At 49.3% G+C, this 24577-nt stretch carries 24 protein-coding genes and 1 pseudogene; 13 read left to right on the top strand and 12 right to left on the bottom strand.

The genetic code is table 11. The annotated features are described in order from the left end of the window. The first annotated feature begins 448 nt into the window (after nt 1-448). Genes AC27IB_RS13295 through AC27IB_RS13285 form a run of 3 tightly spaced genes read left to right on the top strand, consistent with a single transcriptional unit; the run spans nt 449 to nt 2561 of the window. On the top strand, nt 449-1525 hold the full coding sequence (locus tag AC27IB_RS13295) for a CDP-glycerol glycerophosphotransferase family protein (RefSeq protein ID WP_487121459.1): 1077 nt from the start codon (nt 449-451) through the stop codon (nt 1523-1525). Between the two features lie 23 nt (nt 1526-1548). Next, entirely contained in the window at nt 1549-2193 is a 645-nt protein-coding gene (locus AC27IB_RS13290) for a hypothetical protein (protein ID WP_487121457.1), read from the top strand. A gap of 5 nt (nt 2194-2198) precedes the next feature. Next, nucleotides 2199-2561: a CDP-glycerol glycerophosphotransferase family protein gene (locus AC27IB_RS13285; protein ID WP_487121455.1), complete on the top strand. Its 363-nt coding sequence runs from the start codon at nt 2199-2201 to the stop codon at nt 2559-2561. Nucleotides 2562-2567: 6 nt separating this feature from the next. On the opposite strand, the gene AC27IB_RS13280 is transcribed toward AC27IB_RS13285, so the two are convergent. Then, a complete protein-coding gene (locus AC27IB_RS13280; protein WP_487121453.1) occupies nt 2568-3188 on the bottom strand; it encodes a hypothetical protein in 621 nt (206 codons plus the stop codon). Nucleotides 3189-3774: 586 nt separating this feature from the next. Between AC27IB_RS13280 and AC27IB_RS13275 the strand changes: the two genes are divergently transcribed. The 5 genes from AC27IB_RS13275 to AC27IB_RS13255 are packed head-to-tail and all read left to right on the top strand — an operon-like array spanning nt 3775 to nt 9044. Then, nucleotides 3775-4710: an ABC transporter ATP-binding protein gene (locus AC27IB_RS13275; protein WP_487121451.1), complete on the top strand. Its 936-nt coding sequence runs from the start codon at nt 3775-3777 to the stop codon at nt 4708-4710. Beyond that, the gene (locus AC27IB_RS13270; RefSeq protein ID WP_487121449.1) at nt 4707-5489 is read left to right on the top strand and encodes an ABC transporter permease; all 783 of its coding nucleotides are present in this window, start codon (nt 4707-4709) and stop codon (nt 5487-5489) included. The genes AC27IB_RS13275 and AC27IB_RS13270 overlap by 4 nt, the downstream gene beginning before the upstream one ends. Before the next feature lie 14 nt (nt 5490-5503). Then, nucleotides 5504-7333: an amidohydrolase family protein gene (locus AC27IB_RS13265; RefSeq protein WP_487121447.1), complete on the top strand. Its 1830-nt coding sequence runs from the start codon at nt 5504-5506 to the stop codon at nt 7331-7333. A gap of 2 nt (nt 7334-7335) precedes the next feature. Further along, nucleotides 7336-8436 carry a sensor histidine kinase gene (locus AC27IB_RS13260; protein ID WP_487121445.1) on the top strand — a complete coding sequence of 367 codons (1101 nt, stop codon included), beginning with the start codon at nt 7336-7338 and terminating at the stop codon, nt 8434-8436. After that, nucleotides 8433-9044 carry a response regulator transcription factor gene (locus tag AC27IB_RS13255; RefSeq protein ID WP_296052338.1) on the top strand — a complete coding sequence of 204 codons (612 nt, stop codon included), beginning with the start codon at nt 8433-8435 and terminating at the stop codon, nt 9042-9044. The genes AC27IB_RS13260 and AC27IB_RS13255 overlap by 4 nt, the downstream gene beginning before the upstream one ends. 10 nt (nt 9045-9054) lie before the next feature. Here AC27IB_RS13255 and AC27IB_RS13250 read toward each other — a convergent pair whose 3' ends face one another. The 4 genes and pseudogenes from AC27IB_RS13250 to AC27IB_RS13235 all read right to left on the bottom strand — a co-directional run bounded on the left by AC27IB_RS13250 (nt 9055) and on the right by AC27IB_RS13235 (nt 12542). Then, a complete protein-coding gene (locus AC27IB_RS13250) occupies nt 9055-9219 on the bottom strand; it encodes a hypothetical protein (protein WP_487121443.1) in 165 nt (54 codons plus the stop codon). A 55-nt stretch (nt 9220-9274) separates the two neighbouring features. Beyond that, a complete protein-coding gene (locus AC27IB_RS13245) occupies nt 9275-10555 on the bottom strand; it encodes a DUF3526 domain-containing protein (protein ID WP_487121441.1) in 1281 nt (426 codons plus the stop codon). Next, complete coding sequence (locus AC27IB_RS13240) at nt 10552-11823, bottom strand: ABC transporter permease (RefSeq protein WP_487121439.1); 1272 nt, start codon at nt 11821-11823, stop codon at nt 10552-10554. Before AC27IB_RS13240 ends, AC27IB_RS13245 begins: the two co-directional genes overlap by 4 nt. Beyond that, nucleotides 11820-12542, bottom strand: a pseudogene (locus AC27IB_RS13235) (ABC transporter ATP-binding protein). The gene AC27IB_RS13240 and the pseudogene AC27IB_RS13235 overlap by 4 nt, the downstream one beginning before the upstream one ends. 215 nt (nt 12543-12757) lie before the next feature. Between AC27IB_RS13235 and AC27IB_RS13230 the strand changes: the two are divergent. Then, the gene (locus AC27IB_RS13230) at nt 12758-13258 is read left to right on the top strand and encodes a tetratricopeptide repeat protein (RefSeq protein WP_487121437.1); all 501 of its coding nucleotides are present in this window, start codon (nt 12758-12760) and stop codon (nt 13256-13258) included. Here the strand turns inward: AC27IB_RS13230 and AC27IB_RS13225 are convergent. From AC27IB_RS13225 to AC27IB_RS13210, 4 genes are all read right to left on the bottom strand, one after another. Then, the gene (locus tag AC27IB_RS13225; protein WP_487121435.1) at nt 13255-13746 is read right to left on the bottom strand and encodes a hypothetical protein; all 492 of its coding nucleotides are present in this window, start codon (nt 13744-13746) and stop codon (nt 13255-13257) included. The two genes, AC27IB_RS13230 and AC27IB_RS13225, sit on opposite strands and share 4 nt — an antisense overlap. Before the next feature lie 105 nt (nt 13747-13851). Further along, nucleotides 13852-14208 carry an outer membrane protein assembly factor BamB family protein gene (locus AC27IB_RS13220; RefSeq protein WP_296053831.1) on the bottom strand — a complete coding sequence of 119 codons (357 nt, stop codon included), beginning with the start codon at nt 14206-14208 and terminating at the stop codon, nt 13852-13854. 93 nt (nt 14209-14301) lie between these two features. Continuing rightward, nucleotides 14302-15123, bottom strand: coding sequence for a tetratricopeptide repeat protein (locus AC27IB_RS13215; protein ID WP_487121433.1), 822 nt, complete (start codon nt 15121-15123; stop codon nt 14302-14304). 231 nt (nt 15124-15354) lie between these two features. Then, nucleotides 15355-16230 carry a LysR family transcriptional regulator gene (locus AC27IB_RS13210; RefSeq protein WP_487121431.1) on the bottom strand — a complete coding sequence of 292 codons (876 nt, stop codon included), beginning with the start codon at nt 16228-16230 and terminating at the stop codon, nt 15355-15357. A gap of 127 nt (nt 16231-16357) precedes the next feature. Between AC27IB_RS13210 and AC27IB_RS13205 the strand changes: the two genes are divergently transcribed. The 4 genes from AC27IB_RS13205 (at nt 16358) to AC27IB_RS13190 (ending at nt 20862) form a co-directional block, all read left to right on the top strand. After that, the gene (locus tag AC27IB_RS13205) at nt 16358-17485 is read left to right on the top strand and encodes an S-(hydroxymethyl)glutathione dehydrogenase/class III alcohol dehydrogenase (protein WP_487121429.1); all 1128 of its coding nucleotides are present in this window, start codon (nt 16358-16360) and stop codon (nt 17483-17485) included. Between the two features lie 77 nt (nt 17486-17562). Further along, nucleotides 17563-18396: an S-formylglutathione hydrolase gene (gene fghA, locus AC27IB_RS13200; protein WP_296053577.1), complete on the top strand. Its 834-nt coding sequence runs from the start codon at nt 17563-17565 to the stop codon at nt 18394-18396. Nucleotides 18397-18650: 254 nt separating this feature from the next. Beyond that, the gene (locus AC27IB_RS13195) at nt 18651-20558 is read left to right on the top strand and encodes a methyl-accepting chemotaxis protein (RefSeq protein WP_487121427.1); all 1908 of its coding nucleotides are present in this window, start codon (nt 18651-18653) and stop codon (nt 20556-20558) included. 142 nt (nt 20559-20700) lie between these two features. Next, nucleotides 20701-20862, top strand: a complete 162-nt coding sequence (locus AC27IB_RS13190; protein ID WP_487121425.1) for a hypothetical protein — start codon at nt 20701-20703, stop codon at nt 20860-20862. Nucleotides 20863-20871: 9 nt separating this feature from the next. Here the strand turns inward: AC27IB_RS13190 and AC27IB_RS13185 are convergent, their stop codons facing one another. From AC27IB_RS13185 to AC27IB_RS13175, 3 genes are all read right to left on the bottom strand, one after another. Continuing rightward, on the bottom strand, nt 20872-21396 hold the full coding sequence (locus AC27IB_RS13185; RefSeq protein ID WP_487121423.1) for an acyloxyacyl hydrolase: 525 nt from the start codon (nt 21394-21396) through the stop codon (nt 20872-20874). A 210-nt stretch (nt 21397-21606) separates the two neighbouring features. After that, complete coding sequence (locus AC27IB_RS13180) at nt 21607-23493, bottom strand: methyl-accepting chemotaxis protein (RefSeq protein WP_487121421.1); 1887 nt, start codon at nt 23491-23493, stop codon at nt 21607-21609. 32 nt (nt 23494-23525) lie between these two features. Then, entirely contained in the window at nt 23526-24488 is a 963-nt protein-coding gene (locus AC27IB_RS13175) for a ketopantoate reductase family protein (protein ID WP_487121419.1), read from the bottom strand. Nucleotides 24489-24577: the final 89 nt, after the last annotated feature.

The following is a 24577-nucleotide window of genomic DNA, read 5'->3' as shown; positions in this document are numbered from 1 at the left end:
AGTCTGACTCATCATCTACTTTCCCAGCACAGAGGAATACCTCGGAGATCCCGGATAGTTTCTACGAAACTTCCGGGAAGACGTATTTTTTTCTATCTTCCCGGAAAGCCCAAAGGGCGTATCCGGGACCTCCATAACAGTCTGTCTCATCTTCTACTTTCCCGGCACAGAGGAACATCAGAGAGATCCCGGATAGTTTCTGCGAAACTTCCGGGATGACGGATTTTTACTTTCTGTCTTCCCGGAAAGCCCGAAGGGCTTATCCGGGATCGCCTTAACAGTCTGACTCATCATCTACTGTCCCAAAACAGGTTAAAAGCAGCGATTTATAACCAAAGTAGCCATTACAACGAATTGTCGTTATGATGAAAGAATAATGACAAACAGCTCAAATTTTCAGGCATTTGTCGCAATAATTATAAATAAATCATGCTTCGGGGAGTCATTCGTGATTCGCGTCTATTTCGATACACAACATCTGTACTACTTGCCTCAATACCTGCCGGTTGCTAAAAAATTAAGCGACGCTGGGGTCGAATGTATCTTTGTACTGTATCCCGAAGCAGGTTTTGACGATCTCAAGAAAAGCGAACTCGACAAAGCGGGCATCGCCTATCACTTTATAGACTCACCGAAAAACGCTCATCTTTTTTATCAGCAAAATAAAGCCGACTGGATCTTCTTTGGTAATCCCCCCCAGTTCTGTAAAAGTGAGAAAGCTAAAATTCAGGCACGCCTGGCGTTGGTTCTACACGGTATTGGCCCCAAAGCTATTTACTATACTGCGTCCGAGTTCCCGTTTGATGTGCGCTTTGTGGAAGGTCAGCAACGGCTGCAGCGTTTGCAGGAAAAGTTTCCGGAATCCGGTTTTGTAGACACCGGCTACGCTAAACTCGATCCTTTATTCGATGGCACCCCAGCTTCTATTTGCTTACGTGAATTAGGCCTGTCGCCAGATAAACCCACAGTGCTTTACGCTCCCACTTTCTATCCATCGAGTATCGAAAAATTCGATGAATCGTTGCCGCAACTGCTGGCCGATTACAATGTGCTTATCAAACCGCATTATTTTAGCCTGACCAAAGAGCGCTATGAAGGGCAACGTGCGCTGTTTAAAGAATGGGCTACCCATGAAAATGTGCATATTGCCGGTGTGGAGGACTACAATCTGCTGCCGTTTATGCAAATATCCGACGTAATGTTATCAGATGCCTCCTCAGCCATTTTTGAATATGCTGCGCTGAATAAGCCGGTAGTCTGGTGTGACTTCTACCAGACCCGCTGGAGCTATCGGGGCATTTTGAAGTTTCGCTTAGAGAAACGCCTTGACCCCGACCTGCAGATGTTCCACGATCTTTGCACGCGCGCCACTTTGCCTAAGCAGGTACCTGCAGCCATTGAAAGCGCGTTAAATAACCCGGAAAAGCTGGAACCTCAGCGTTTGCAAATCACCCAGGATATGGTGGGCGCCACCGACGGACAGTGTAGCGAACGCATAAAAGACTACATTCTGGCTAACAGTTAGCTAACCTAAAAAGATCGTTATCCGTGCGCTACTTCTTTTATATTTCGCAGAATTACTCGTTCGAAATCCTTCGCCCGTTACAACAGGAAGCGCATCATCGTGGTGACCAGTGTGCCTGGTTTATTGAAGGTAGCGAAGTGAATATCAGCTTGTTCAAAAAAGGCGAAAACCGCCTTAAGAGCATTGCTGAGGTGGTTGACTATAAGCCTGATGCGGTGTTTGTGCCCGGCAATATCGTACCGGCGTTTGTACCCGGTTTAAAGGTTGCGGTATTCCATGGTTTTGAGTGGAAGAAGAAAGGCCACTTTCGGATCCGGGACTGTTTTGATCTGTACTGCACACAGGGGCCGTTTTTCACCGAACGCTTCTATGAGCTGCAACAACAACATCAGCACTTTAAGGTAAAAGAAACCGGCTGGCCAAAACTGGACCCACTTTTCTCTGCTCCACCGGCAGAACCAAACGCTAAACCCATGATCCTTTATGCACCAACGTTCTCACCCAGTTTTACCAGCACAGAAGCGTTAATCGATACCATTGATGAGTTAAGTCGAAAGCACGACTGGCAGTGGATCATCAAATTCCACCCTAAGATGGACCCGGATGTTCAGGCTCGATACCGGAACGCCAGCACGATAAGCTCACGGTTACAGAAGAACAGAGTGTGATTCCTTTGCTGTTACAAGCGGATGTCATGCTTTCTGATACCTCGTCGGTGATCACTGAGTTTTTATTGTTAAACAAGCCGGTAGTGACGTTCAGGAATTCACAACCCGAGTCACCGCTGATGGACGTTACCGCGCCGGAGCAGCTGGAAAGTGCTCTGCAATCCGCGTTATCTGAGAATAACTCCCTGCAACAGGAAATAGAGCAGTATATGCAGAAGGTGCATCCCTCACGGGACGGCAGAGCCTCTCAACGTATTCTCGATGCAGTAGCAGAGCAAATTAATCACCCACCAGCGCTCAAACCCAAGCCGCGCAATCTTATCCGCCAGTTTAAAATGCGCAAACGCCTGGGATACTGGCAATTTTAGCCAGCGCTAAAATATTAGCCAGAGTAAGCCTTCATCTAGCTTTTTACCCTGCATACTTGTGATAGCTGCATCCATGTGTTCACTTGCGTAGTCAGCAAAATCACTAAATGCTTTGTCTGATTTAGCATCTATATAAACCGAACACCTTTTCTCCATGCACCCCATGTTTACAATGCTAATATCGCCAGGCTCGTATTCACTCGCGAGGCGGCTTAATACCTTCTCTTTATCCACTGAGCGCAGGCCAAATTCTGTTGAGGATACTAAACTCTCAACCTCTGTATGCTTCGCATAGTATTCAAAATTTTGCTGGTCCGCTTCGGTGTACTCGGGACTAACATGAATCAAGTAGCCAGTATTCCCGCTACTTTCCACTGCGGTAAAAACCACCTGGTAGTTATTCTCGGTGATTTCCAGCGATGTCTGATCCCACAACCCCATCAGATAGTCATAAAGCTCACCTTCATATAAGATGCCCCCTGCATATTCACCGCCAAGGAACAACTCAAGGTCGGATAACGTATCTAATTTAACGTCTGGCTGGGATTCAGCAGCAGGCTGAGGAGCGGAATCACCTTCTGCGCGTGGCGTAGCTGATCCCGGCTCAACGACGGTTGAAGTTTGCACTGTTTCGATTGGTGTATTTTTAGTTGACGCCAGGTCAGGTGACTCAGACTGACTTAAAAGAAAATAGGCTCAGATGGCCAGCAAAGTAATGGTTATAAGACTAATTTTCACAACAATCCCTGTATACAGCACTAAATCTCAGTACTGCATTTATACCACCTTCATTTTAAACAGGAAAGATAAATACATTTAATAATCAGACGGTTGAGGTTTCTATTCCCACCAAATCCCAATAAAGCCTGGCCGCAGACAAGGTGAGCGATTAAGACTCATAAATCGAGATTTTTGACTCCACACCTAACACACCGGTTTTCGAAGTAATAAAGAGTCTTTACACCGCGAACCTGCATTTATTGCCGACAACCAACTTTGTGTAGCCGGCGAGGAAGAATCCGCAGAGGATATTTGTTTGTATTTTGCGAGTCGTTGAGGAGCCAATCGCCGCCAATTCAGTTGGCATAGACAATTTCTATACTACAGCTACCAAAAGACAATATGACAAATGTCACATTATATTGATGACACTTGCTAATTATCTCTCACACCAGCACCGGGCATACTGAATCCATAATCACGGAGAAACAGTATGCAAGCAGATCATAAACCGCTCGTCAGCATTAATCATCTGTCAAAACGCTTTGGTAAAGTGTGCGCCGTCGACGATGTCTCGCTGACTATTCAACCTAATGAAGTGGTGGCATTGCTCGGTGAAAATGGCGCGGGAAAAACCACCACTATCGGTTCGCTGCTGGGTCAGCTGAAAGCTGATTCCGGGGAGGTTATTGTCTTCGGCCATCCCGCCGGGCATTGGGCTGCCAAACAACAAATGGGCGTCATGCTGCAGTCGGCTGCGTTACCCGATAACGTAAAGGTTATAGAGCAGTTGCGGTTGTTTGCCAGCTATTATCCAAACAGTCTGTCGCTAGAGGACGCTCTTGAAAAAGCCTTACTGACAGATCTGCAACAGCGAAAAGTGCAAACCTTATCTGGTGGTCAGAAGCAACGGCTGCTATTCGCTATGGCTATTATAGGTAATCCACGCCTGGTGATATTGGATGAACCGACTGTCGGCCTGGATGCCACAGCCCGGCGCGAATTCTGGCGCTGCATCCGGGCATTAGCAGCGCGAGGCGCGTCGGTATTACTAACGACCCATTATCTGGAAGAAGCTGATGCGCTCTCCGACAGAATTATCGTGTTATCCAAAGGGCGAATAGTCGCTCAGGGCGTACCCGAACAGATCAAAGCAGAGCTGGGTGGTAAACGTCTGCGCTTTCGCAGTAACACTTCGCATGAAGTTGTTCAAAAACTCCTGCCAGATACCAAAGTGCATAGCCGCGGCGACTATATTGAGGTGTACTCAACAGCCCCACAAACGCATTTGATGGCGCTATTCGACGCTGACATTACAACCCTTGATCTGACAGTGTCAGGGATATCACTGGAGGATGCATTTTTACACCTCACTCAATCCACAGTCTCACCAAATAGCGCTGTAAATAATCAGGAGATATCGTCATGATCACTTCGCAACCGTTGTCGCTCTCTAAGCGCTGGCAAATATTGCAGTTAGAGACTCAAACAGAATTATTAAAGACACTACGCAGTCCTGGCTTTGTGATCCCGAGCCTTGCTTTTCCGCTGATGTTCTATGTGTTTTTTGGGTTACTGTTTAACGCCATGGGCGGTCAACCAGGTCAGGCGGCAAAATACCTGATGGCCACCTATGCCGTATTCGGCGCTATCGGCCCGGCGTTATTTTCTTTCGGAGCCGATGTGGCCACCGATAAAGACAAAGGGATTTTGAGCCTAAAGCAGGTAAGCCCAATGCCAATTAGCAGCTATTTTGCTGCCCGTATTATTACGGCCATGTTATTTGCACTGGTCATTATACTGAGTCTGTTTGCTCTGGGAGCCGCGTTTGGTAGCGTTACTATGACCCGCACTCAGTGGATTTCTACACTCATAACCGTGCTTTTCGGTACGTTGCCATTCTGTGCAATCGGACTGTATATTGGCTTGTCAGTATCAGCCAAAGCAGCACCAGCAGTCGTCAATCTTATTTACCTGCCCATGGCATTTTTATCCGGCCTGTGGGTACCCATTCAGCTATTTCCGTCAACGCTTGAAATGGCAGCCAATATCTTCCCTGCTTACCACCTGGCACAACTGGCACTGGCAATTCAGGGCAATAGTCTGGGCGCGCCCTGGTATTTGCATGCTGGCGTATTAGTTGTCTACACGCTGGTCTTTCTAGGCCTCTGTGTAAATCGATTCAACGTTATCGACAACCGTCACTAAACAAGGACAACATCATGAGATTCTCAATCATTGTAGTGGTGATATTAGCACTTATCGGCCTGTTTATTAGTGTGCTTCCTACTCCGGAAGTAACGCCGCAGCCGGCAGCAACTAATGCCGAAAACAGCCGTACTATTCCTGACAGCGGCAGTTATCGAATAACTAACATTGCGGTTTTTGATGGCCAGCAATGGCACGACGATACAGAGCTCACCATCCATGAAGGACGTATAGTAAACCCTGGCACAGCAACCGATGTCACGGTAATTGATGGTCAGGGCGGCTTTGTGATCCCGGGCCTGATTGATGCCCATACACACTCCTGGGGTAACGCGCTGCAGCAATCTTTACAATATGGCGTAACCACCAGCCTGGATATGTTTACTGATACTCGGTTTTTCCTGGCAAAAAAAGGCCAGCGGATTAGCCTGGATGAGGTAACGGAAGCCGACTTATTTTCTTCAGGTGTGCTGGTAACCAGTGCCGGCGGACATGGCACCGAGTATGGCATTGCTATTCCAACTATCGCCCCCCCCCAGGAAGCCGGCGACTTTGTGGCTGCGCGACTGGCCGAGGGTTCCGACTACATCAAGATTGTCTACGACGCATGGGCCAGTCATGCCGATCACAAAGGCCGTTTTACGTCTATTGATTATGACACCCTGGCGGCTGTAGTCAGAGCAGCCCATGCTCAAAACGCTATGGCGGTAGTGCACGTCATGGATCTGGCTTCGGCAGAGCATGCTGCTAAGGCCGGAGCGGATGGCCTGGTTCATACTTTTGGTGGCACGCCAGCCAGTGACGAACTTATTGCACTGATGAAATCTCAGGACATGTTCGTCATCCCCACCTTATCAATTCTGGCATCCCTGGCCGGGGAAGGGCGGGGGCAGGCATTAATCGAGAATTCCGTTTTTAGCTCTCATCTGGCGGCTGATGTGAAGCACGCAATTGCTAACGATATTGCTTCTGGCCGGGTGGCGGAAGATTACTTTGCCATTGCAATAGAAAATACCCGCAGAATGTATGAAGCAGGTATCGCGGTATTAGCAGGAACCGATGCGCCAAACCAAGGTACTGCGCATGGGATCAGTCTGCACGATGAGCTGGCCTTACTGGTAGACAGTGGCCTATCGCCTACCGAAGCGCTGACCGCCGCGACCTACTTACCCTATTCGACATTTAATTTAGGCGAGCGAGGCCATTTACGCAGTGGTGCGCGGGCAGATTTCATCGTGCTCAACAAAGATCCCAGGACGAACATCAAACATACCCAACATATTCGGTGGATAGTCAAAAATGGTTTTCAGGTCGCTGCCTATTTTGACACTCAGACTACCACTGGTGACACGCCCGAGACAGGCATGGTAAGTCAATTCAATACAGACCTTAAGTCACAGTTAGGTGGCCGGTTTGTAGTATCCACTGACCAGATGATGCAAGGTAATTCTACAGCCACCATTAACCACATTGCCCAGGGCTGTCATGGTAATGGCGCACTAAAAGTTTCAGGCACTGTTGGTAAGCAGTTTGCCTATCCGTGGTCGGGCGTTTTTCTGATGTTCACAGAGTCCATGGATGCTGGCTATAATCTTAGTAATTTCAAGCGTATAGTATTTGATGTTACGGGCACTGAAAACGTCTTAAGATTAATGGTGCTAACGTCTCAAACCGGCCGCCCCAGCGAGGTTAATTTTACGGTAACAGACCAGTGTCGACAGGTGTCGGTTAACCTGAGTGATATAGGTGGTGTTGACTGGACTAACGTCACTGGGATTGGCTGGGTTGCCGGTGCCGCAACGCCGAATTTTAACTTTGAACTCGATAATATTTACTTTGAGTAAACATGATTAACCACCTTAAAAAGCTGGCCACAACGGTACATCGCCGCTTGTTGCCAGCCAACACCGACGTTGGCGTTTTGCCCTACCTATGGCTGGTCTACCTGGGCACTTTTTTTGTTCACTTTGTGTTTTACGATCCTCCGGAATGGCATGTGTGGCTGTCGGCAACAGGTATACTGTTTTTCCTTATCTGTTATTTTCGTGCTTACTGGACATCTGGTACTCACACCCTGTTTTACATTGCCGCCATCTGTGTAATAGGCACGGTACTCACCCTGGTTAATCCGGGAGCCGGCGTATTTTTTGTGTACGCCAGTGCATTTGCGGCACACGTGGGGCAACCAAAACAGAGCCTTGCCACCATAGCGCTCATACTGGTTTACATTGTGTTACTAGCCTGGCTGCGCGACTTACCGGCTTACTTTTACGTGCCGGCACTGACTTTCTCTATCATGATTGGCGGCGTCAATGTTTTTCAACGTGAAATGGCGAAGAAGAATACGCTGCTAAAACTCAGCCAGGAAGAGGTCAAGCGTCTCGCTACTACGGCCGAACGCGAGCGGATTGCCCGGGACCTACATGATTTGATTGGTCACACCTTCTCCATGCTTACCATGAAGGCCCAGTTGGCGCAAAAACTGTTTGATCATGATACCGACAAAGCCCGTCAGGAAATTGCCGAACTCGAACAGATCAGTCGCAGTGCTTTAGCAGAAGTACGGGAAGCTGTTACCGGATATCGCCGGAAAGATATGGCCACAGAATTAGCCAACGCCAAAACCCTGCTCAATTCAATTGAGGTTGACTTTCATTACCATATTCCTGAGACCCCCTTGCCTGCTAATATAGACAGCACACTCGGCTTTATTGTCCGCGAGGCAGTTACCAATCTGGTAAAGCACGCCAACGCAACCCGCTGCCAGATAACACTGAGCGAAGCAGCCAGGCAGCTCAAACTTACTATTGCCGATAATGGCAGTAGCAAAGCCGGCCCTGAAGGAAATGGGCTAAAAGGTATGCGCGAGCGCGTCGCTCAACTGGGCGGCGAGTTGTCGCTTGATCATACACAAGGATTTAGCATAACCGTAACGGTGCCACTATGAATACAACCATTAATATTCTGATTGCCGAAGACCAGGGAATGCTGCTAGGCGCATTGTCTGCGCTGTTAGATTTAGAGCCGGACATGCAGGTCGTAGGCAAAGCCAGCAACGGTAAACAGGCCTTGCAACTTATCAGCGAACTTAACCCCGACATGGTACTAACCGACATTGAAATGCCCCAGATGACAGGGTTGGAATTAGCTCAGCAAATTCAACAGCAATCTCTGGCCTGTAAAGTCATTATACTTACCACTTTTGCCCGTTCAGGGTACTTACGACGTGCCATGGAATACGGTGTAAAAGGCTATTTACTTAAAGACGCTCCCAGTGACGATCTGGCCAATGCCATTCGCCGTGTAATGCAGGGCCGCAAAATGATTGCGCCAGAGCTTATTATAGATGCCTGGGAAGAGGCCGACCCGTTAAGCGACAAAGAGCGCAAAGCGCTTAAACTGGCTGCAGATGGTTATCAAACTGAACAAATCGCCAATGAAATGCATTTGTCGCCGGGTACGGTGCGCAACTATTTATCCAGTGCCTCCAGTAAACTGAATGCCAGCAATCGTATTGAAGCGGCCCGAATTGCGCGACAGAAGGGTTGGCTGTAAGCAACTGAAACTATACGAGCAGCGTTTCGCTGCCCGCATAAACTTGCTCCATCGCACTGGAGCCAGCTAAAGGTAGCTCTTTTAAAGGGGCATAACCGCCATAAGCACGACGCTGTTTTACCACCGAGATAGATTCGGGATCATCACTGCCTGAATCTCTCGTTTGCGCAGCCACTGTCGCGCAAAGTCCTGCTAACACTGCCAGATGTAAAAGTCGGCTTGCCGGGTTATCAATGAAAGATTCCTGGATATTTATTGGTATTGTTGGGTTGAAAAGCAGGCCTTTCTGCTAACGACTCCTCACTGTACTCACTGCCGTTAAACAGGAAGGGGTAATAAAACTCTCGTAATTCAGCATGGAAAGTGCGGATATCGCGTTCGTATTGCCATGCAGCTTTTGCATCCGTATCAGCCCAGCGTGTTAGGGTTCTTTTAAACAGCGTTGCTGGCGACAGTAGTGCTATCCATCCCGCCGCTTCATAGCGTTGTTCAGCAATTTGCTGATAAGCCTGGGAGAGTGGCCGGGCTTTTTCATCGCCCACTTGCTGAAAGGCGTAATACCACTTCCATTCAAACAGACTGCTGGTTTCAGTTTTGCCTTGCCACTCGGGGTGAGATACAACAAACGCATCCATGGTCGTCTGGTGTGGCAGGTCCCAGGCATCATTTACCGCTTCACGCTGGGTCATCAGGATATCGCCGCCCTCAGGCCCATGATAAGCCTCCTCGATAGCCACGTTGCCAACCGACGGTATGATATAAGTCGTCGCTAACCAAATCCCCAACAGTAGCGATGCCAACACCGGAGCGGGAAAGGTAAAACGCGCAACCCAGTAACACAGCAACGACCAGAATAGTAAGTAAACCAGCACTACGGCGCACACCGCTGCCATTTGCCAGATTGGTACCCCGTTGATTACGGCGCCGCCAATGAACGGCAGGATGAGGGCCAGCCACAGCCCCAGCACAATTAATCCGGCACGTAATGGCCATAAGCTGCTATGCGTTCTGGCCGTAACAATCAAAAAGTCATGACGGCCAGCCGCACGCTCAGCCGCCCGAAGATCGTGTAGTAGTAATATCAGAATGAGCGGTGCAAACACAGCAATAACAAAGGTAAAATCAATTTTGCCGGCTAGTGACAGTTCAGGGTTTTGCGTGTCTGACTCGTGAATCTGTCCTTCCAGAGCCAACATTCGGATACGGTGTTTCCAGGGATACACATCCCGCACTCCCAATGCTGCAAAGGCCAGTGGCGAGGGCGGCGCATACGTCAGGTGAAAGGTGTAATAGGCAATATAGCCATAAGCGTGATGCTCATGGGTTACCTCTTCCCGATCCGCTTTATCCCCCTCCAGTAAACGCTCAATAGTGGCTTCTTGTTGCGCCACCTCAACACTGCCCGTCCAGACCGAAAAGAGAGCCATTGCGCAGGCAGCCACTAACAGTAGAGACACACTTTTTTTGCGTAAAACAAACGCGGTTTCACGACGGATATCTGACCAACTCATACTCGTCTACCTGCTATATAAGTGAAACCCAGCACTAATCCGGCAGCAAAAAGCAATTGCAGTACGGCTGTCAGGCTATTAGAAAAACGTTGTCCGGCTGGCAACGGCGTAAATTGAAATTCTTCCAGCATCTGCCAGTTTTCAGCGTCCACGGTAGCGGCTTTTCTAGCCTCTGCATTTTTATATTTATTAGCATCCTGCTCAAGGCTCATGCCCTCGGCATGAAGCTTATTCAGAGACTGCACAAATTCAAAACGTACAGCTTCGGCCTCGCGCATAAACCGCTGATAGTTTTCCAGGTCCGTGCCAGCAAGCTTCATCGACGCATTTTGAATAGCTATCATCGGAGATAGCCAGCCAAACATTCTGGCAATAACTGCCTGTGATAGCTGTTGCGCCATTTGCTGTTCAGCAAATTCATTTAACACTTCGGTTAAATCCGCTTCAGATTTTTGCGCCACTACGCCTCTGAAATTAATCGGTAGATCCTCCACAGAGTCTACGTTGTATTGCGCTAGCAAATTATCTTTAAAAGCTTTAAACGCCGGATCGTTAGCATTATGCCCATCCCCCATCTGACGCAGTTTCTTTAGCACCGCAAAATCCGTTTCCAACTTACCTGGCGAGGCAACCATTACGCTTGCTGTGTTACTCGCGATCCTCGGTACTACAAGGCACAGTAGGATCCATACCGCCACCAGACCACTGAAGCTAACGCTGTTAGAACGAGCCAAAGTTGATATCAACAACACCAGCGCGCACCACACCACAATGTAAATCAGGTAACTCAAAATAAAGGTCAGTACCGGCACTACCTGGGCACCGTTTAACACAGTAAGCAAGGCACCGATAATTAACGGGGTAAGCACCAGCAAACCAGCCCCTGCCATTGCAACACCTTTACCGGCGAGTAAAACCAGTGGCGATACGCCCTGTACTTTAAGAAAATCCAGCGTGCCGGCTTCCCGCTCCCGGGTCATCACCCCAAATCCCAGAACAATTAACAGTAGTGGCGGAGGAGCACGAAACAGGTAATGACCATAATGCACCATTCGGTGAGGATGACGATCGGGCTGCTCTTCAAATGCCGTAATCGATTCTGACTGCATGTGCTGACGCTGTTCAGTGGTATGGCTAATGGCCGCATGCGTTACCCAGACCGACGCGGCGGCAAGAAGCAACGCAATAATCAACACGGTTTGCGCCAGGCTAGAACGCCGCCAGTAACGCCATTCATCCCTGGCGATGGTAAAGACAGTGCTACTCATGCAACGACTCCCTGAGTAAAGGCTTTATGCACCGCTTCTGAATCAATATTTCCCTGCTCAGGGGCATCAAACATGCCTACAATCTCACCGTCCCGAAGCAAACCAATGCGATTAGCTACATGGCAGGCCCCGTACACGTCGTGAGTAACCATTAAAATGGTGGCACCCTGTGCAGCCAGTTGACTTACCAGGCGGTTAAACTCATCAATAGCTACCGGCTCTAGCCCGGACGTGGGCTCATCCAGAAAAAGAATAGGGGCTTCACGCAGCAGTGCTAAAGCGATTGCTGTTTTTTGCCGCATGCCTTTAGAGTAACCACTCAGTGCGGCGCGCCAGGCTGACTCTTGCAATGCTACTCGTTGAAGGGCGGCAACAATCTCTGTTTCTGACTTGTCTTTACCCGACAAAGATAAAAAGTACTGGATATTTTCAATCGCGGTTAAATGCCCGTATAACATGACCGATTCCGGTAATTAGGCCACCTTCTGACGAACAATATCAGGGGCTTTTTGCACATCCACGCCATCCAGCCACACCGAGCCTGAAGTTGGCTTTATTAATCCCAGAAAGGTCTTAATCGTAGTCGATTTACCAGCCCCGTTTCCGCCGAGTAAGGCAAGCACCTCTCCCCTGTTAGCATTAAAGGAAACATTTTTTAGAATTTTCTTTGTTTGCACATCAACGCATAAGTTTGATGCGCTGATAACGGCGTCAGGCATGGTAATAAATCCGGAAATGAAAGTAGATTGAGGAATTAAATAGCTATAAAAATTATGTTATATCATAACATTTGCAATTTAAATGATCTTGTTATGTGCCTCGTCGTCCAATTTATCTTATTGATCTCACCGACTTAGTTTTTTCCGCCCAAAGCACCATTTTCATCCCTCCACCAGTCATTTAAAGTGAAGCTAGCTAACCGCCGGGAGTCACCATGAAAAACATTTCTTTAGTCATTGCAGCTATTAGCCTGTTATTCGCTATTCGCCCGGTTTCTGCACAGCACGAAGATGGCAGCGGGAACACCAGTGAGTTAAGTTACGAATCCTTTATAGCCAGCACTAAGCCGATTAAATGTTTGTATGGTTATGCCGCAGAAAAGGTGGGCGATCACGATGCGGCCATTGCGATTTTTGAGGACTGCATTGAACGCTTTAACAGTGTTTATTCAATGATCTGGCTGGCGCAAATATATGATACCGGTGTTGGCGTTCCCAGAGATGAGCAAAAGGCTACAGCGCTGCTCAAGCGCGGCGCCATGACTAATGATGAAGCGGGCTATTCCTCATTGGCTCAATATCATTATGGTGTTGCACTAATAGAAGGTAAGGGTACCCCTGCCGACCGTGCGACCGGCGTAGCCTGGCTTACAAAAGCGAGCGAAGCCGGAGTCCAGGAGGCAACCGATTACCTCAACAGTCTTCCGTCCTCCTAAAAGTGATATACAACCTGTAAATTGCCATCCATGCGCTTTGCATTGGTACCGGATGCCTTGCCATACCCGGCTTCCAGCCTTAACGCCCAGCCTTCTTTGGCGCCAAAGAAACGGTACTCATAAGACAAGCCTAGCCCCTGGGTAGTTTTTCTGTCGGTGATAACAATATTAAAAGCGGGACAATTGACGGGATCTGAACCGCAGGGTAAATCGGTTTTACGTGCACCAACAGCACCAACAAAACCGCCCCACACATGATGGCCTTCGGCCCACTGCACGCCAGCTGTAAAACCGTCGTCGAGGCCGAGTTTATAATTAGCGTAATACTCTATATTGTTGCCCTGTTTAAGGGTGACAGTAGGCGCCAGAATGAATGGCCAGCCACCGCCGGCACTAAAGGTATCTGCCGTGCCATGGGCGGCAGGCAATGCCAGCACCAGGGCAGCAATCAGAGAGGATGATAGCCGTTTTACTCTTCTTTTTAGCATGCGATTCCTTAACGTATTCCTGATTATTAAGGCCGCAGACTTTACCTCTTCAGTGGTCAAGTAAAGGTAAAATTAACCACTATTGAAGAGCTTTTCCAGGACAGACTAATCCGCTCCATTAGCCGACGACGCCCCCGCCGTTGCCGCAATGACTCCGGCTGTGGCCGCAGAAGACTGCTGAGCCTGAAGCTGATCGGCAATTAGCGAGGCATTCTGGTTTTCGCTGGCAATGATACACGGGCCGTAGCCCAGACCATCAAGTTTGTTTTCCCACAACACCTTGCCATCTTTGGCCGCAACGCAGAATAAATGCCCACCTGAATAGGCAAACACTTTGTCATCTTCAAATAACAGGTTAGTGACACCAGAGGTGGATTTCAGTTTGGTGGCCCAGAGCTTATTGCCCGAAGCCTTATCGAGGCAAACCAACTGACCTTTTATACCGAGAAAAAGCTTCTCCATCTTTAATACCATACTCGCTACAGATACAAACCAGCCTACCACTAAATGGCATAGCCGTGGTCAGTCAGACACACTTACTAACAAAATTTGGGGTTAGTTTTCAGGCTTTGCCTCTGCTGAAAGCTGAGCCACCGCTGGCTTATAGTGCTGCGCGGCAGATTTTTTCAACCACTGCATACTTAACGCCGGATCCACCGGCTTGCCTGCACCGGTTGAATACATCACCGACAAAGCATACTGCGCTCTGGCATTGCCTGCTTCAGCAGCTATCGAGAAGAGTTCAGCAGCTTTATTGAGATCGCGAGGCACCGCCAGGCCGGTTTCATACAGCCAGGCCAGTTCAGTTATCGCTGCATAATTGGCAGGGGATTGCTCGCTGAGTTTAATCAGTTGAGCAATAGCTTGCTCATTATCACCGCGCATAAGTAAACGTTTAACGCTGAGCATGGGATCACTGCTGTCAGGCCCATCACTAGCAAGCGTTTTAAGCAGCCGGCCGGCATCCTCGTCACCATCTAAAGCGGCCACCATTAACCAGTGCCGCGCTGTCTCTGCCGATACCAATTGTGGATGTTCCAGCGCCATTAACCCTACCTGATAAGCGCCGGCGCGGCTTCCGGCTTCGGCGGCCTGCAAATAATAATCGCGGGCAGCAATCAGGCTTTGCTCTACGCCTTTGCCCTGCTCGTAGAGGATTCCCAGATTAAACAACGCTTCGGCTTTAGCGCTGCCTTCAATCTGCTGCCACATAGCATGGGCCAGGGGATAATTAGCCATTTTATATTCGGCATAGGCCATGTAAAGCTGTACCCGGGGTTGGGCACTGACGAAATCGTCTGTCAACTCAACATCGGCCCGGGCCTGATGCACGCTGGCCATACTCAGAACGCCCAAAGCAAAAACAACCGCTCGCATAGTTCACCTGTTTAATAAACCTGTTCAACTAAGCCTAAGCCAATTTTAGCCGGGATGATCTCCTACTTTAGGCCTTTTTTGGTTGATTTATTAACAGCAAAAAAAAAAGCAGGCCAGTGGATGAGGGCCTGCTAAAAGGATTCTAATAGAGTTAAGAGACACACTATTAAAACTACGTACGCCATTAATGTAACCGGATAATCAACTAGATGCAAATAATAATAATTATCATTACAGTTTTTGAATGCCAGCGACTAAGCTATCAATGACCATGCGAATTTTAGGTGATAAATGGCGGGTAGGCGGATACACCGCCCAAATGCCCTCGTGAGCAATTTGCAGGTTGGGCAACAACTCGATAAGTTCTCCCGATGCCAGGCATGGCCGGATGTAATAATCGGGCAACTGAATAATACCGAGATCTTTAAGCGCGGCATCTATTAGCGCCACACCGCTGTTACAGCGTAAGCGCGGTTTTACCCTGACATTTTCTTGCTTGCCATTACGGCTGAACTTCCAGTTATCTGAGGTGCCCAGAATACACTGATGATTGGGTAATTCAGACAACGAGTGAGGCGTTCCACGCTTTTCCAGGTAAGCAGGAGAAGCCGCCAGATGCCAGGCCCGGCTGGACAGTCGGCGGGCAATATAGGAAGAATCTTCAAGCTCGCCCAGACGAATCGCGAGATCGTAACCATCATGGATCAAATCGACCAGCTGATTGGTCAGGTTAAGCTGAATTTCCAAATCAGGATGCGCCGCTGAAATGTCATTCACTATGGGAGCAATAATGCGTTCACCGTAAGTCACCGGCGCGGTCATTTTTAACTTACCGGTAGGTTTTGCCTGCAGGTCGGTAACCACTTTCTCTGCCGCGGTGAGCTCTTCCAGAATAGGCTTACAATGGCGGTAGAAGGTCTCTCCGGAGTCTGTAACTGCCACCACACGGGTGGTACGGTTAAGTAGCTTGGTACTTAACCGGTTCTCCAGTTTTGCCACCTGACGCGAAACCTGCGCTGTAGAGAGCCCCAGCCGCTTTGCCGCCAGCGTAAAATTTTGCGCCTCAACCACGGCGACAAATTCGTTAATACCTTCCCAATTCGCCATACCACTCCGATTATTACCATATGGTAAAGGTTATTTACATAAATCAGCTATTGTTACTAATTCTATCAGGTCTACAATAAATGTAATCAGTTAAATCAAGTTAAGAAAACCAAGAGGATTGTGAAATATGGCAGATGTCATTACCTGTAAAGCAGCGATAGCCTGGGAAGCCGGCAAACCATTAAGCGTTGAAGAAGTGCAGGTTGCGCCACCTAAAGCGGGTGAAGTGCGCATAAAAATTGTTGCCACAGGTGTTTGTCATACCGATGCGTTTACCCTGTCAGGTGACGATCCGGAAGGCGTATTCCCGTCTATTCTGGGTCACGAAGGTGGCGGTATTGTTGAATCAGTAGGTGAAGGCGTTACCTCTTTAAAAGTGGGCGATCATGTTATTCCACTGTACACCGCAGAATGCGGCAAGTGTAAATTCTGCCTGTCTGGTAAAACTAACCTGTGTAGCGCAGTTCGCGAAACTCAGGGCAAAGGCCTGATGCCAGATGGCACCACCCGCTTTACCTGTAACGGCAAAGAAATTTTCCATTACATGGGTTGCTCTACCTTTTCTGAGTACACCGTGCTGCCAGAAATTTCTCTGGCCAAAGTGAATCCTACGGCGCCACTGGAAGAAGTGTGCTTGCTGGGTTGTGGTGTTACCACTGGTATGGGCGCTGTAACTAAAACAGCAAAAGTACAGGAAGGCGATACGGTTGCTATCTTTGGTCTGGGCGGTATTGGTTTGTCTGCCATCATTGGTGCCTCTATGGCAAAAGCCGGGCGCATTATTGGTATCGACCTGAATGAGTCTAAGTTTGAACTGGCGAAAAAGCTGGGCGCCACAGACTGCATCAACCCGAAAGACTACGACAAGCCGATTCAGGAAGTGATCGTAGAAATGACTGACGGCGGCGTGGATTACTCTTTTGAGTGTATTGGTAACGTTAACGTAATGCGCTCAGCGCTTGAGTGTTGCCATAAGGGCTGGGGTGAGTCGGTCATCATAGGTGTAGCCGGTGCTGGTCAGGAAATCTCTACCCGTCCATTCCAGTTAGTTACCGGTCGTGTATGGCGCGGTACTGCCTTTGGTGGCGTAAAAGGCCGTTCAGAACTGCCGGGCATTGTTGAAGACTACCTGGCTGGCAAATTCGCTCTGAATGACTTCATTACTCATACTATGGGTCTGGAAGACATTAACGAAGCGTTCGACTTAATGCACGAAGGCAAAAGTATCCGCAGTGTAATTCATTACAACGGTTAATCACTGCTCCCGCCACCAGCACCATGACCCACATTAGGGTGGCGGGGTAGTTTTTTCATTGCACATCGGAAGACATCATGACAATAGAAAATATCAGTTGTAATAAAAGCTTTGGTGGCTGGCATAAGCAGTACACTCATCGCTCTGAGGTGAATCGCTGCACCATGCGATTTGCGATATATTTGCCGCCACAATGCAGCAATGGCACTAAGGTTCCGGTCCTTTACTGGTTGTCCGGCCTGACCTGTACCGACGAAAACTTTATGCAAAAAGCTGGCGCGCAACGCGTGGCCGCTGAGTTAGGCGTAGCCATTGTGGCACCAGACACCTCACCAAGAGGTGATGATGTGGCCGACGATGACAACTACGATCTGGGTAAAGGGGCCGGTTTTTACGTCAACGCCACCCAATCGCCCTGGGCTACCCACTACCACATGTACGACTATGTAGTAAAAGAGCTGCCTGCCATCATCGAAGAAAACTTCCCGGTTTCTGATAAACGTGCCATTGCTGGCCATTCAATGGGCGGTCACGGTGCGCTGAGCATCGCGCTGAAAAACCCGGGTATGTTTACTTCGGCGTCAGCCTTCAGCCCGATCACCAATCCGGTTAACTGCCCCTGGGGCCAGAAAGCTTTTACCGCTTATCTGGGTGACGATAAGTCAGCCTGGGAAGCTCACGATACCGTGTGTCTGATCAATGCCAGTAAAGCGCAAACGCCGATGCTGGTCGATCAGGGGCTGGATGATAATTTCCTGGCTGAACAACTCAAGCCTGAAGCGCTGCAACAGGCTGCTGAAGCAAACCAGTACCCGCTGACGCTGCGCCAGCATGACGGTTATGACCACAGCTATTACTTTATTGCTTCATTTATTGGTGATCACCTGCGTTTCCATGCCGATCACTTCTAATTTGATACATCAGACTACCTAAGGCCACCTCTGAGTGGCCTTTTTTCATGGCGCCGGCCGCCCCTTCACTTGTAAACAAAAAGATAACAAAAACCAGTAATTGTGTTACCAGCCTAATTTCAACTTGTACGACCTCTTGCAACCTAATACATTTATTACAGCGCCACGGCATCGGCACACTCGGTATTGCCCCTGTATACGCCGCTGTGCGCAGTCCCGCTTAATAATAATTATAAGGTTTCCAGGTACTTACTATGCGCTTTAGCTCACTTAGTATTAAACAAAAGCTCATTACTATTCTGATCATCGCAGTGCTCGCTTCGACATTGCTGGTGGGCACAGTTCAACAATTCATCGCCCGGGATATGATGGAAACCAATATGGAAACCGCGCAGTTACCTAATATGGTAAAGCAGGTGGCCAACCGGGTAGATAAAGAGGTCACGCTGATGAAGTCGGTGGCTTTCAGTATTGCCAATAATCCGGACGTTATTGCCTGGTCGGCGGCCGGTGCCGACCGACAGGGAGAGTCACGTCTGGTGGCGTACCTTGGCGAAATAGCACGCTTTAACGACCTCACTGTTACCTCTTTCGTTGACCGTGAAACCCATAAATACTGGAATCAGGACGGCTTTTTACGGGTTCTCAAAAACGATCAGTACGACGGCTGGTTCTTCGCTTACAAGAGCAGTGGTCAGGAAACCTCGCTCAGTTTGTATAACGAGCCCGGGCAGGGTTATCGTTTGTTTGCCAACTATCAGCAAACCAATGGCCGCGGCATGTCGGGCGTTGCAAAGTCTGTGGATGAACTGGTTGATGTATTAAACAGCGTTAAAATTGCCCAGAGCGGTTTTATTTATATGACAGATGGTGAGGGCACCATCATTGCGCACTCCAATACCGGCTTGTTAGGTAAATCGCATTTGCGCGACGTCACCTCTCAGCAGACTGCCAGTCAGTTACTTCAACAACAAGCGTTCAATCTGGCCCGCGGTGAAGAGATGCTCTATGCCAGTACCTACGTAAAAAGCGCCGGCTGGTATGTTGTAGCTCAGGTGCCCGAAAATGAACTGTACTCGCAAATGGACAATGCCAGTCTCAGTATGATTTTCTGGTCGCTGGTGATTGCCGCCGGTTTTGCCCTGCTTGGCGTATGGCTGGCCGGCACCATCAGTAAACCCATTGAAAACCTCGCGGCAGTGTTTAAACAACTCGGCGACGGCCACGGCGATCTGACCAAACGAATTCCCCTGCCGGAACAGCGGGAAACGCGTCAGTTGGTAGATGGTTTCAACCGTTTCATTGCCAGCTTGCATGACATTATTTCCCGGGTGACCGATACCAGTTCTAATCTGCGTCAGTCTGCTTTTGAGGTGGCCAACCAGTCAAAAACCACACAGGCAAATAGCGAAGAGCAGCGCGACCGCACTATTCAGGTCGCCACCGCGCTTACACAAATGAGTCATACGGTGAATGATATTGCTTCGTCCGCTCAGGCTGCTGCTGCCGATGCGCAGGAGTGTTCGTCAACGTCAACTAACGGACTGGACACCACCGCCAGAGCGGTGGCCAATATAAATCAGCTAGCCAGGCAGGTATCAGAAGTGACGGCCGTAATCGAATCGCTGGATTCTCACACCGCCGACATTATTGGCATTCTGGATACCATTCGCGGCATTTCAGAACAAACTAACTTACTGGCACTGAACGCAGCCATCGAAGCGGCCAGAGCCGGCGATCATGGCCGGGGCTTCTCGGTCGTTGCCGATGAAGTTCGCAGCCTGGCATCGCGTGCAGCTCAATCCACCGATGAGATCCAGAGCAAGATTGATAAGTTTAAGCATGACTCCGATCAGGCCCTGGTAAAAATGCGTGACAGCCGCGGTCAGACCGAAGAAGTAGTAAGTGCAGCGCAAAACCTTGAAACACTGCTAACGTCTATCGCCTCCGGGATCCAGCATATTAATGATGTCAATATGCAGGTGGCCACGGCAACCGAGGAGCAGACTCAGGTGATTGAAGATATCAACCAGAATATCCAGCAAATCAGTACCAACAGCGACGACAACTTGCAGGCGGCCAGACAGATGGTAGCGGTAAGTGATCAACTGGACTCACTGGCTGCTGAGCTCACTGATCAGGTAAACCGGTTTACGCTCTAGGTCATTTTGACCGGGCGACCATGCAGTTGCCCGGGTTTATATACCCAATGATAATTCTGCACACCCTGACGGGCTTTACATTGTGAGCATCCATGGCTATAAATTAACCAGAAGACATCGTCAAAATAAGGATATTTTCGCTATGAGTAACGCCCGCAGCCTGCGTATTTTTACCCTCATTGGATTGGTTTCGTTAACCGTTTTTCTGGCATACTCGACCTATCGCAATCAACAAACCATGGAACAGGTTGAAGCGAAAGCCCTCAGTCAAAATGAAGCTAAAGCTCGCTTAATCAGCCATTAAGCCTTGCAGCTAAAATTCCCGCTGGTAAGACAGGGCAATAAAATCGAGTCCGGGGTTGGGTTTTTTGAAGCCGGCATTCGAGTAATGGAAATAACGCACGGCAACATGATGCTGGTTATTGTTTCCAAACTGCATCATCAAACCAAGACGAACTTCAAACTGATAGTGAGTACTAACATCTTTACCCGCAAAATAGGTGTCTTCTATTAGTGAAACGCCAATACCGGCTTCCAGAAACAGAGGAGCTTGTTTGATTGTTCCGACTTGCTTTACCAGAACCGGCGAGACCGCCAGCACAAAATCAGTATCGTGGTTATCTTCCGCCCCGTATTCCCAGAAATTCACGCTGGCTTCCCAGTACAGCAGGATATCGTCGCTGATATAAGAGAGTGGTCCGGCGTTGTAACGAGCGGCAAGCTTAATTCCTTCGACATCCCCCTCACCGCGGATATAGTCTACAGAGTAGCCAGGATTACCAGCCACACCCAGCGAAGGCAGCAGGGTCAGGCAAAGAATAAGTAATACGTGTTTCATCAATAAGGTTCTCCGTTACGAGTAATTAATAACGGTATTTTAAATCCTAATTTAATGAATGATTATTGCGTAATATGGCCGATAACATCTCACAAAAAAGAACGATCTTTACAGATGGATTACAAATGCCTGGCCGGATTCGGCATGCACTAAATCCCGACCACGCCAGGTAGGGTCTGACGCCACCGGTTTCATGTTGTCATTGGTACGCTAGCCGGTTTTAAAGTTGGCGACCAGCAGACGCAACTGCTCAGCCTGCTGCGACATACTGGCGGTCGACCCCGCCGCAGTCTGTGTGCGTTGCTGGGCATTGGCCGATAAATCCCTGATGGCCACTACAGCATTGTTTACACCGCGTATTACCACGGCTTGCTCTTCCACACTGAGGGCTATCTGATGATTATTGTCAGCAATCGCGGCAATAATATCCGTGACCTGGGCCAGCGAAGAGGCCGCCTCCTGGGTATGCTTAACCATTTCGTCGCTGATGGTATGGGTACTTTGCATTGCCTTCACGGCTATTTCGGTGGCGCCCTGAAGCCCGTCAATAGACACCTGAATCTGACCCAGCGACTGCTGCGTTTTAGTGGCCAGGTTGCGTACCTCGTCGGCCACAACCGAGAAGCCCCGGCCATGTTCACCGGCACGGGCCGCCTCAATGGCAGCATTCAGTGCCAGCAGGTTGGTTTGCTCGGCAATAGAGTTAATCACCTCGGCCACGCCGCCTATTTCTTCGGCCAGGCCGGCCAGTTTTTCCATTTGACGGGTGGCGTTGGCCACATCACTGGACATAGCCTGGCTGTTGGTCAGGGTTGAATTAAGCAATGCCTGGCTGTTGCGGGTTTCTGCCAGTGCGTTACTGGCCTCTTTAGCTGCTCCTCCGGCGTGCTGGGTAACCTGTTCAATAGAAGCCAGCATTTCTTCAGCAGAAGTCGCCAGGCCATCCGCCTGTTCTAACTGCGCGTCCAGATCACGGGCAATCGACTGATTGCCGGTATTCACAGAGCTGGCCATAGAAGAAGTGGTTGCAGACAGTTCTTTCACTTCGCCGACGATGCCGCGAATATGTTCAATAAAACGATTAAACTGTTGGGCCAGTCGCGCGATCTCCCTATCTCCACTCTCATCCAGACGCTTTGACAGGTCGCCGCCAGCGTCGGCAAGCTTGCCCGCCCGGTTACTGATTAAATCCAGACTCTGGGTAATACTGCGCCCGGCCGCCAGGTTAATAAGGACCACCAGCACAATACCAATGATAGTCAGTGTGGAAAGCATGATGATGGCACCACGCACATCAGAAAAGCTCCCATCAATCTGACTGGTCTGAACGTTGCCCAGGCGGGTAATAAAGTTTGAAAAGTCACTCAACAGTGCTTTTCTCAGCTCACTCAGCCGGGCAGCATGGTCAATGTATTGCTCGCTAATTTCCTGGGCCTGAATATTGAGTTCAAGACCACGCCGCGCCGCGTTTTCAACCGGCGTGCCGGTGAGCGCAATGAGGTCTTTGCGGGTATTTTCGATGGCGGTACTGATATATTCCCGCACCTCCGGTACCAGGCTACTGTCGTTTATCATGCGTAAAAACAGGCGTTGGATACGATAGTTGGTGTCGGTGTTATTGGTGGCACCAATGATAGTGCGGACTTCCCCTTCAGGCACCGCTACCGGGTCTTTCAACAATTTTCTCGCAACGTACGTTAAGAACGAATTGGACTCATTAATGGAGCTGTCAGTGGCGGCGAGTAACTGCGCTTCCAACTGCTGCATTTGTTTACGGTGATCGCCAGCCTGCGTTATCCGATTAGCCATGCCGGAAAACTCACTGGCCCGCACATGAGAAGCCAGCGAGTCGGGAATATTTTTAAGTTCATTTACCGCATCAGTGAGCGCGGCAACGCTCACTTCCCCATCAAAATAATTCACCAGCATGAACTGCGTTTGCCGGGCTTTTGCCGCGTAGCGCTCAATGGCTTCCACTGAGGATTGGGCATTGCCTAACACCGAAATCACATAAAATGAGGTAATCAGGGCAATGGTGGCCACAATGGCCAGTATAGCCACCGGCACGTAGAGCTTTCTTTTTAATGACGACAACACGGTCAGACTCCTTACTTCGACAAACGGCGTTTTTATTCCCGGTTAAACAAGCCATCCAGGCTGTCTGGCAAGGGTTTTGAAGTCAGCTCTGTCCATAGAGATTCGGTAATTTGTGCCGGTTTACCCAGCAAGCGGCAACGAGCAATCACACTGCCCAGAATAGCGTCGAGTTCTAACTCTCGGCCTTTCTCAAGATCAATTAACATGGAGGTTTTGATGGAGTTGAACGACTTGATCAGGCTGAACATGTCATCTACTTCATCAGGGGTAATTTCTACCCCATCGTACGCGGCTGCCCTGCCGGTCTCCTGCATGGCGCCATAAACCTTTTGGGCCAGCTCCGGCTGATGGGTTAACTCATAGGTTTTTTGCCGCATGACCGCCGACAGCGGGTTCACCCCGCAATTCACAATCAGCTTTTTCCACAGCTCTTTGCGAATATCCTGGCTTACCTCGAGTGGCACATTCTGGCTCTGCCACAAACGGGCCAAAGCCGTCAGACTGAGAGGGATAGTATTCGACGCGGGCCAGGGGCCCATAATAACTTTGTAAATGCCAGTGGTTGTGGCCACCCCGGGCTGTGATATCTCGCCACCACTGCGCACCGACAAACCGCCCCATACTCGTTCATGCCCCACTGTAGATGCCAGCAAAGGCTCATTATCCACGCCGTTTTGCACCGACAGCAGCGGTGTTTTGCCGCGCGCTAACCAGCTACCCAATTCGTTGAGCAGCGCTTTGGTTTGCGTAGCTTTCAGCGCAATCACTATGACATCGAAATCATCAGCCTGGCAGGCAGCTTTTAATTCAGGATGAGAACAGGCGGACACAGCCTGGTGGCGGATTTCGCCATCGTGGATCACTGTAAGGCCATTACGCTTCAGCGCATCAAGATGAGCGCCGCGGGCTGTGACAGTGACAGTTACCTGAGCATTCGCCAGACGTTCGGCATAAAAGCTGCCAATCGCCCCACACCCTATTACCAGTACATTCATCGGTTAACTTATTAACAAAATGTTATAAGTGACACATTAATAAGAGTTTTTGCGATGTTCAACTGACAATATTGTTAGTGTACAGGCTG

The organism is Alteromonas sp. 4NH20-0104 (genome assembly GCF_057547795.1).
The sequence above is the reverse complement of the archived record's forward strand: the minus strand, read 5'-3'. Positions and strand labels throughout refer to the sequence as shown.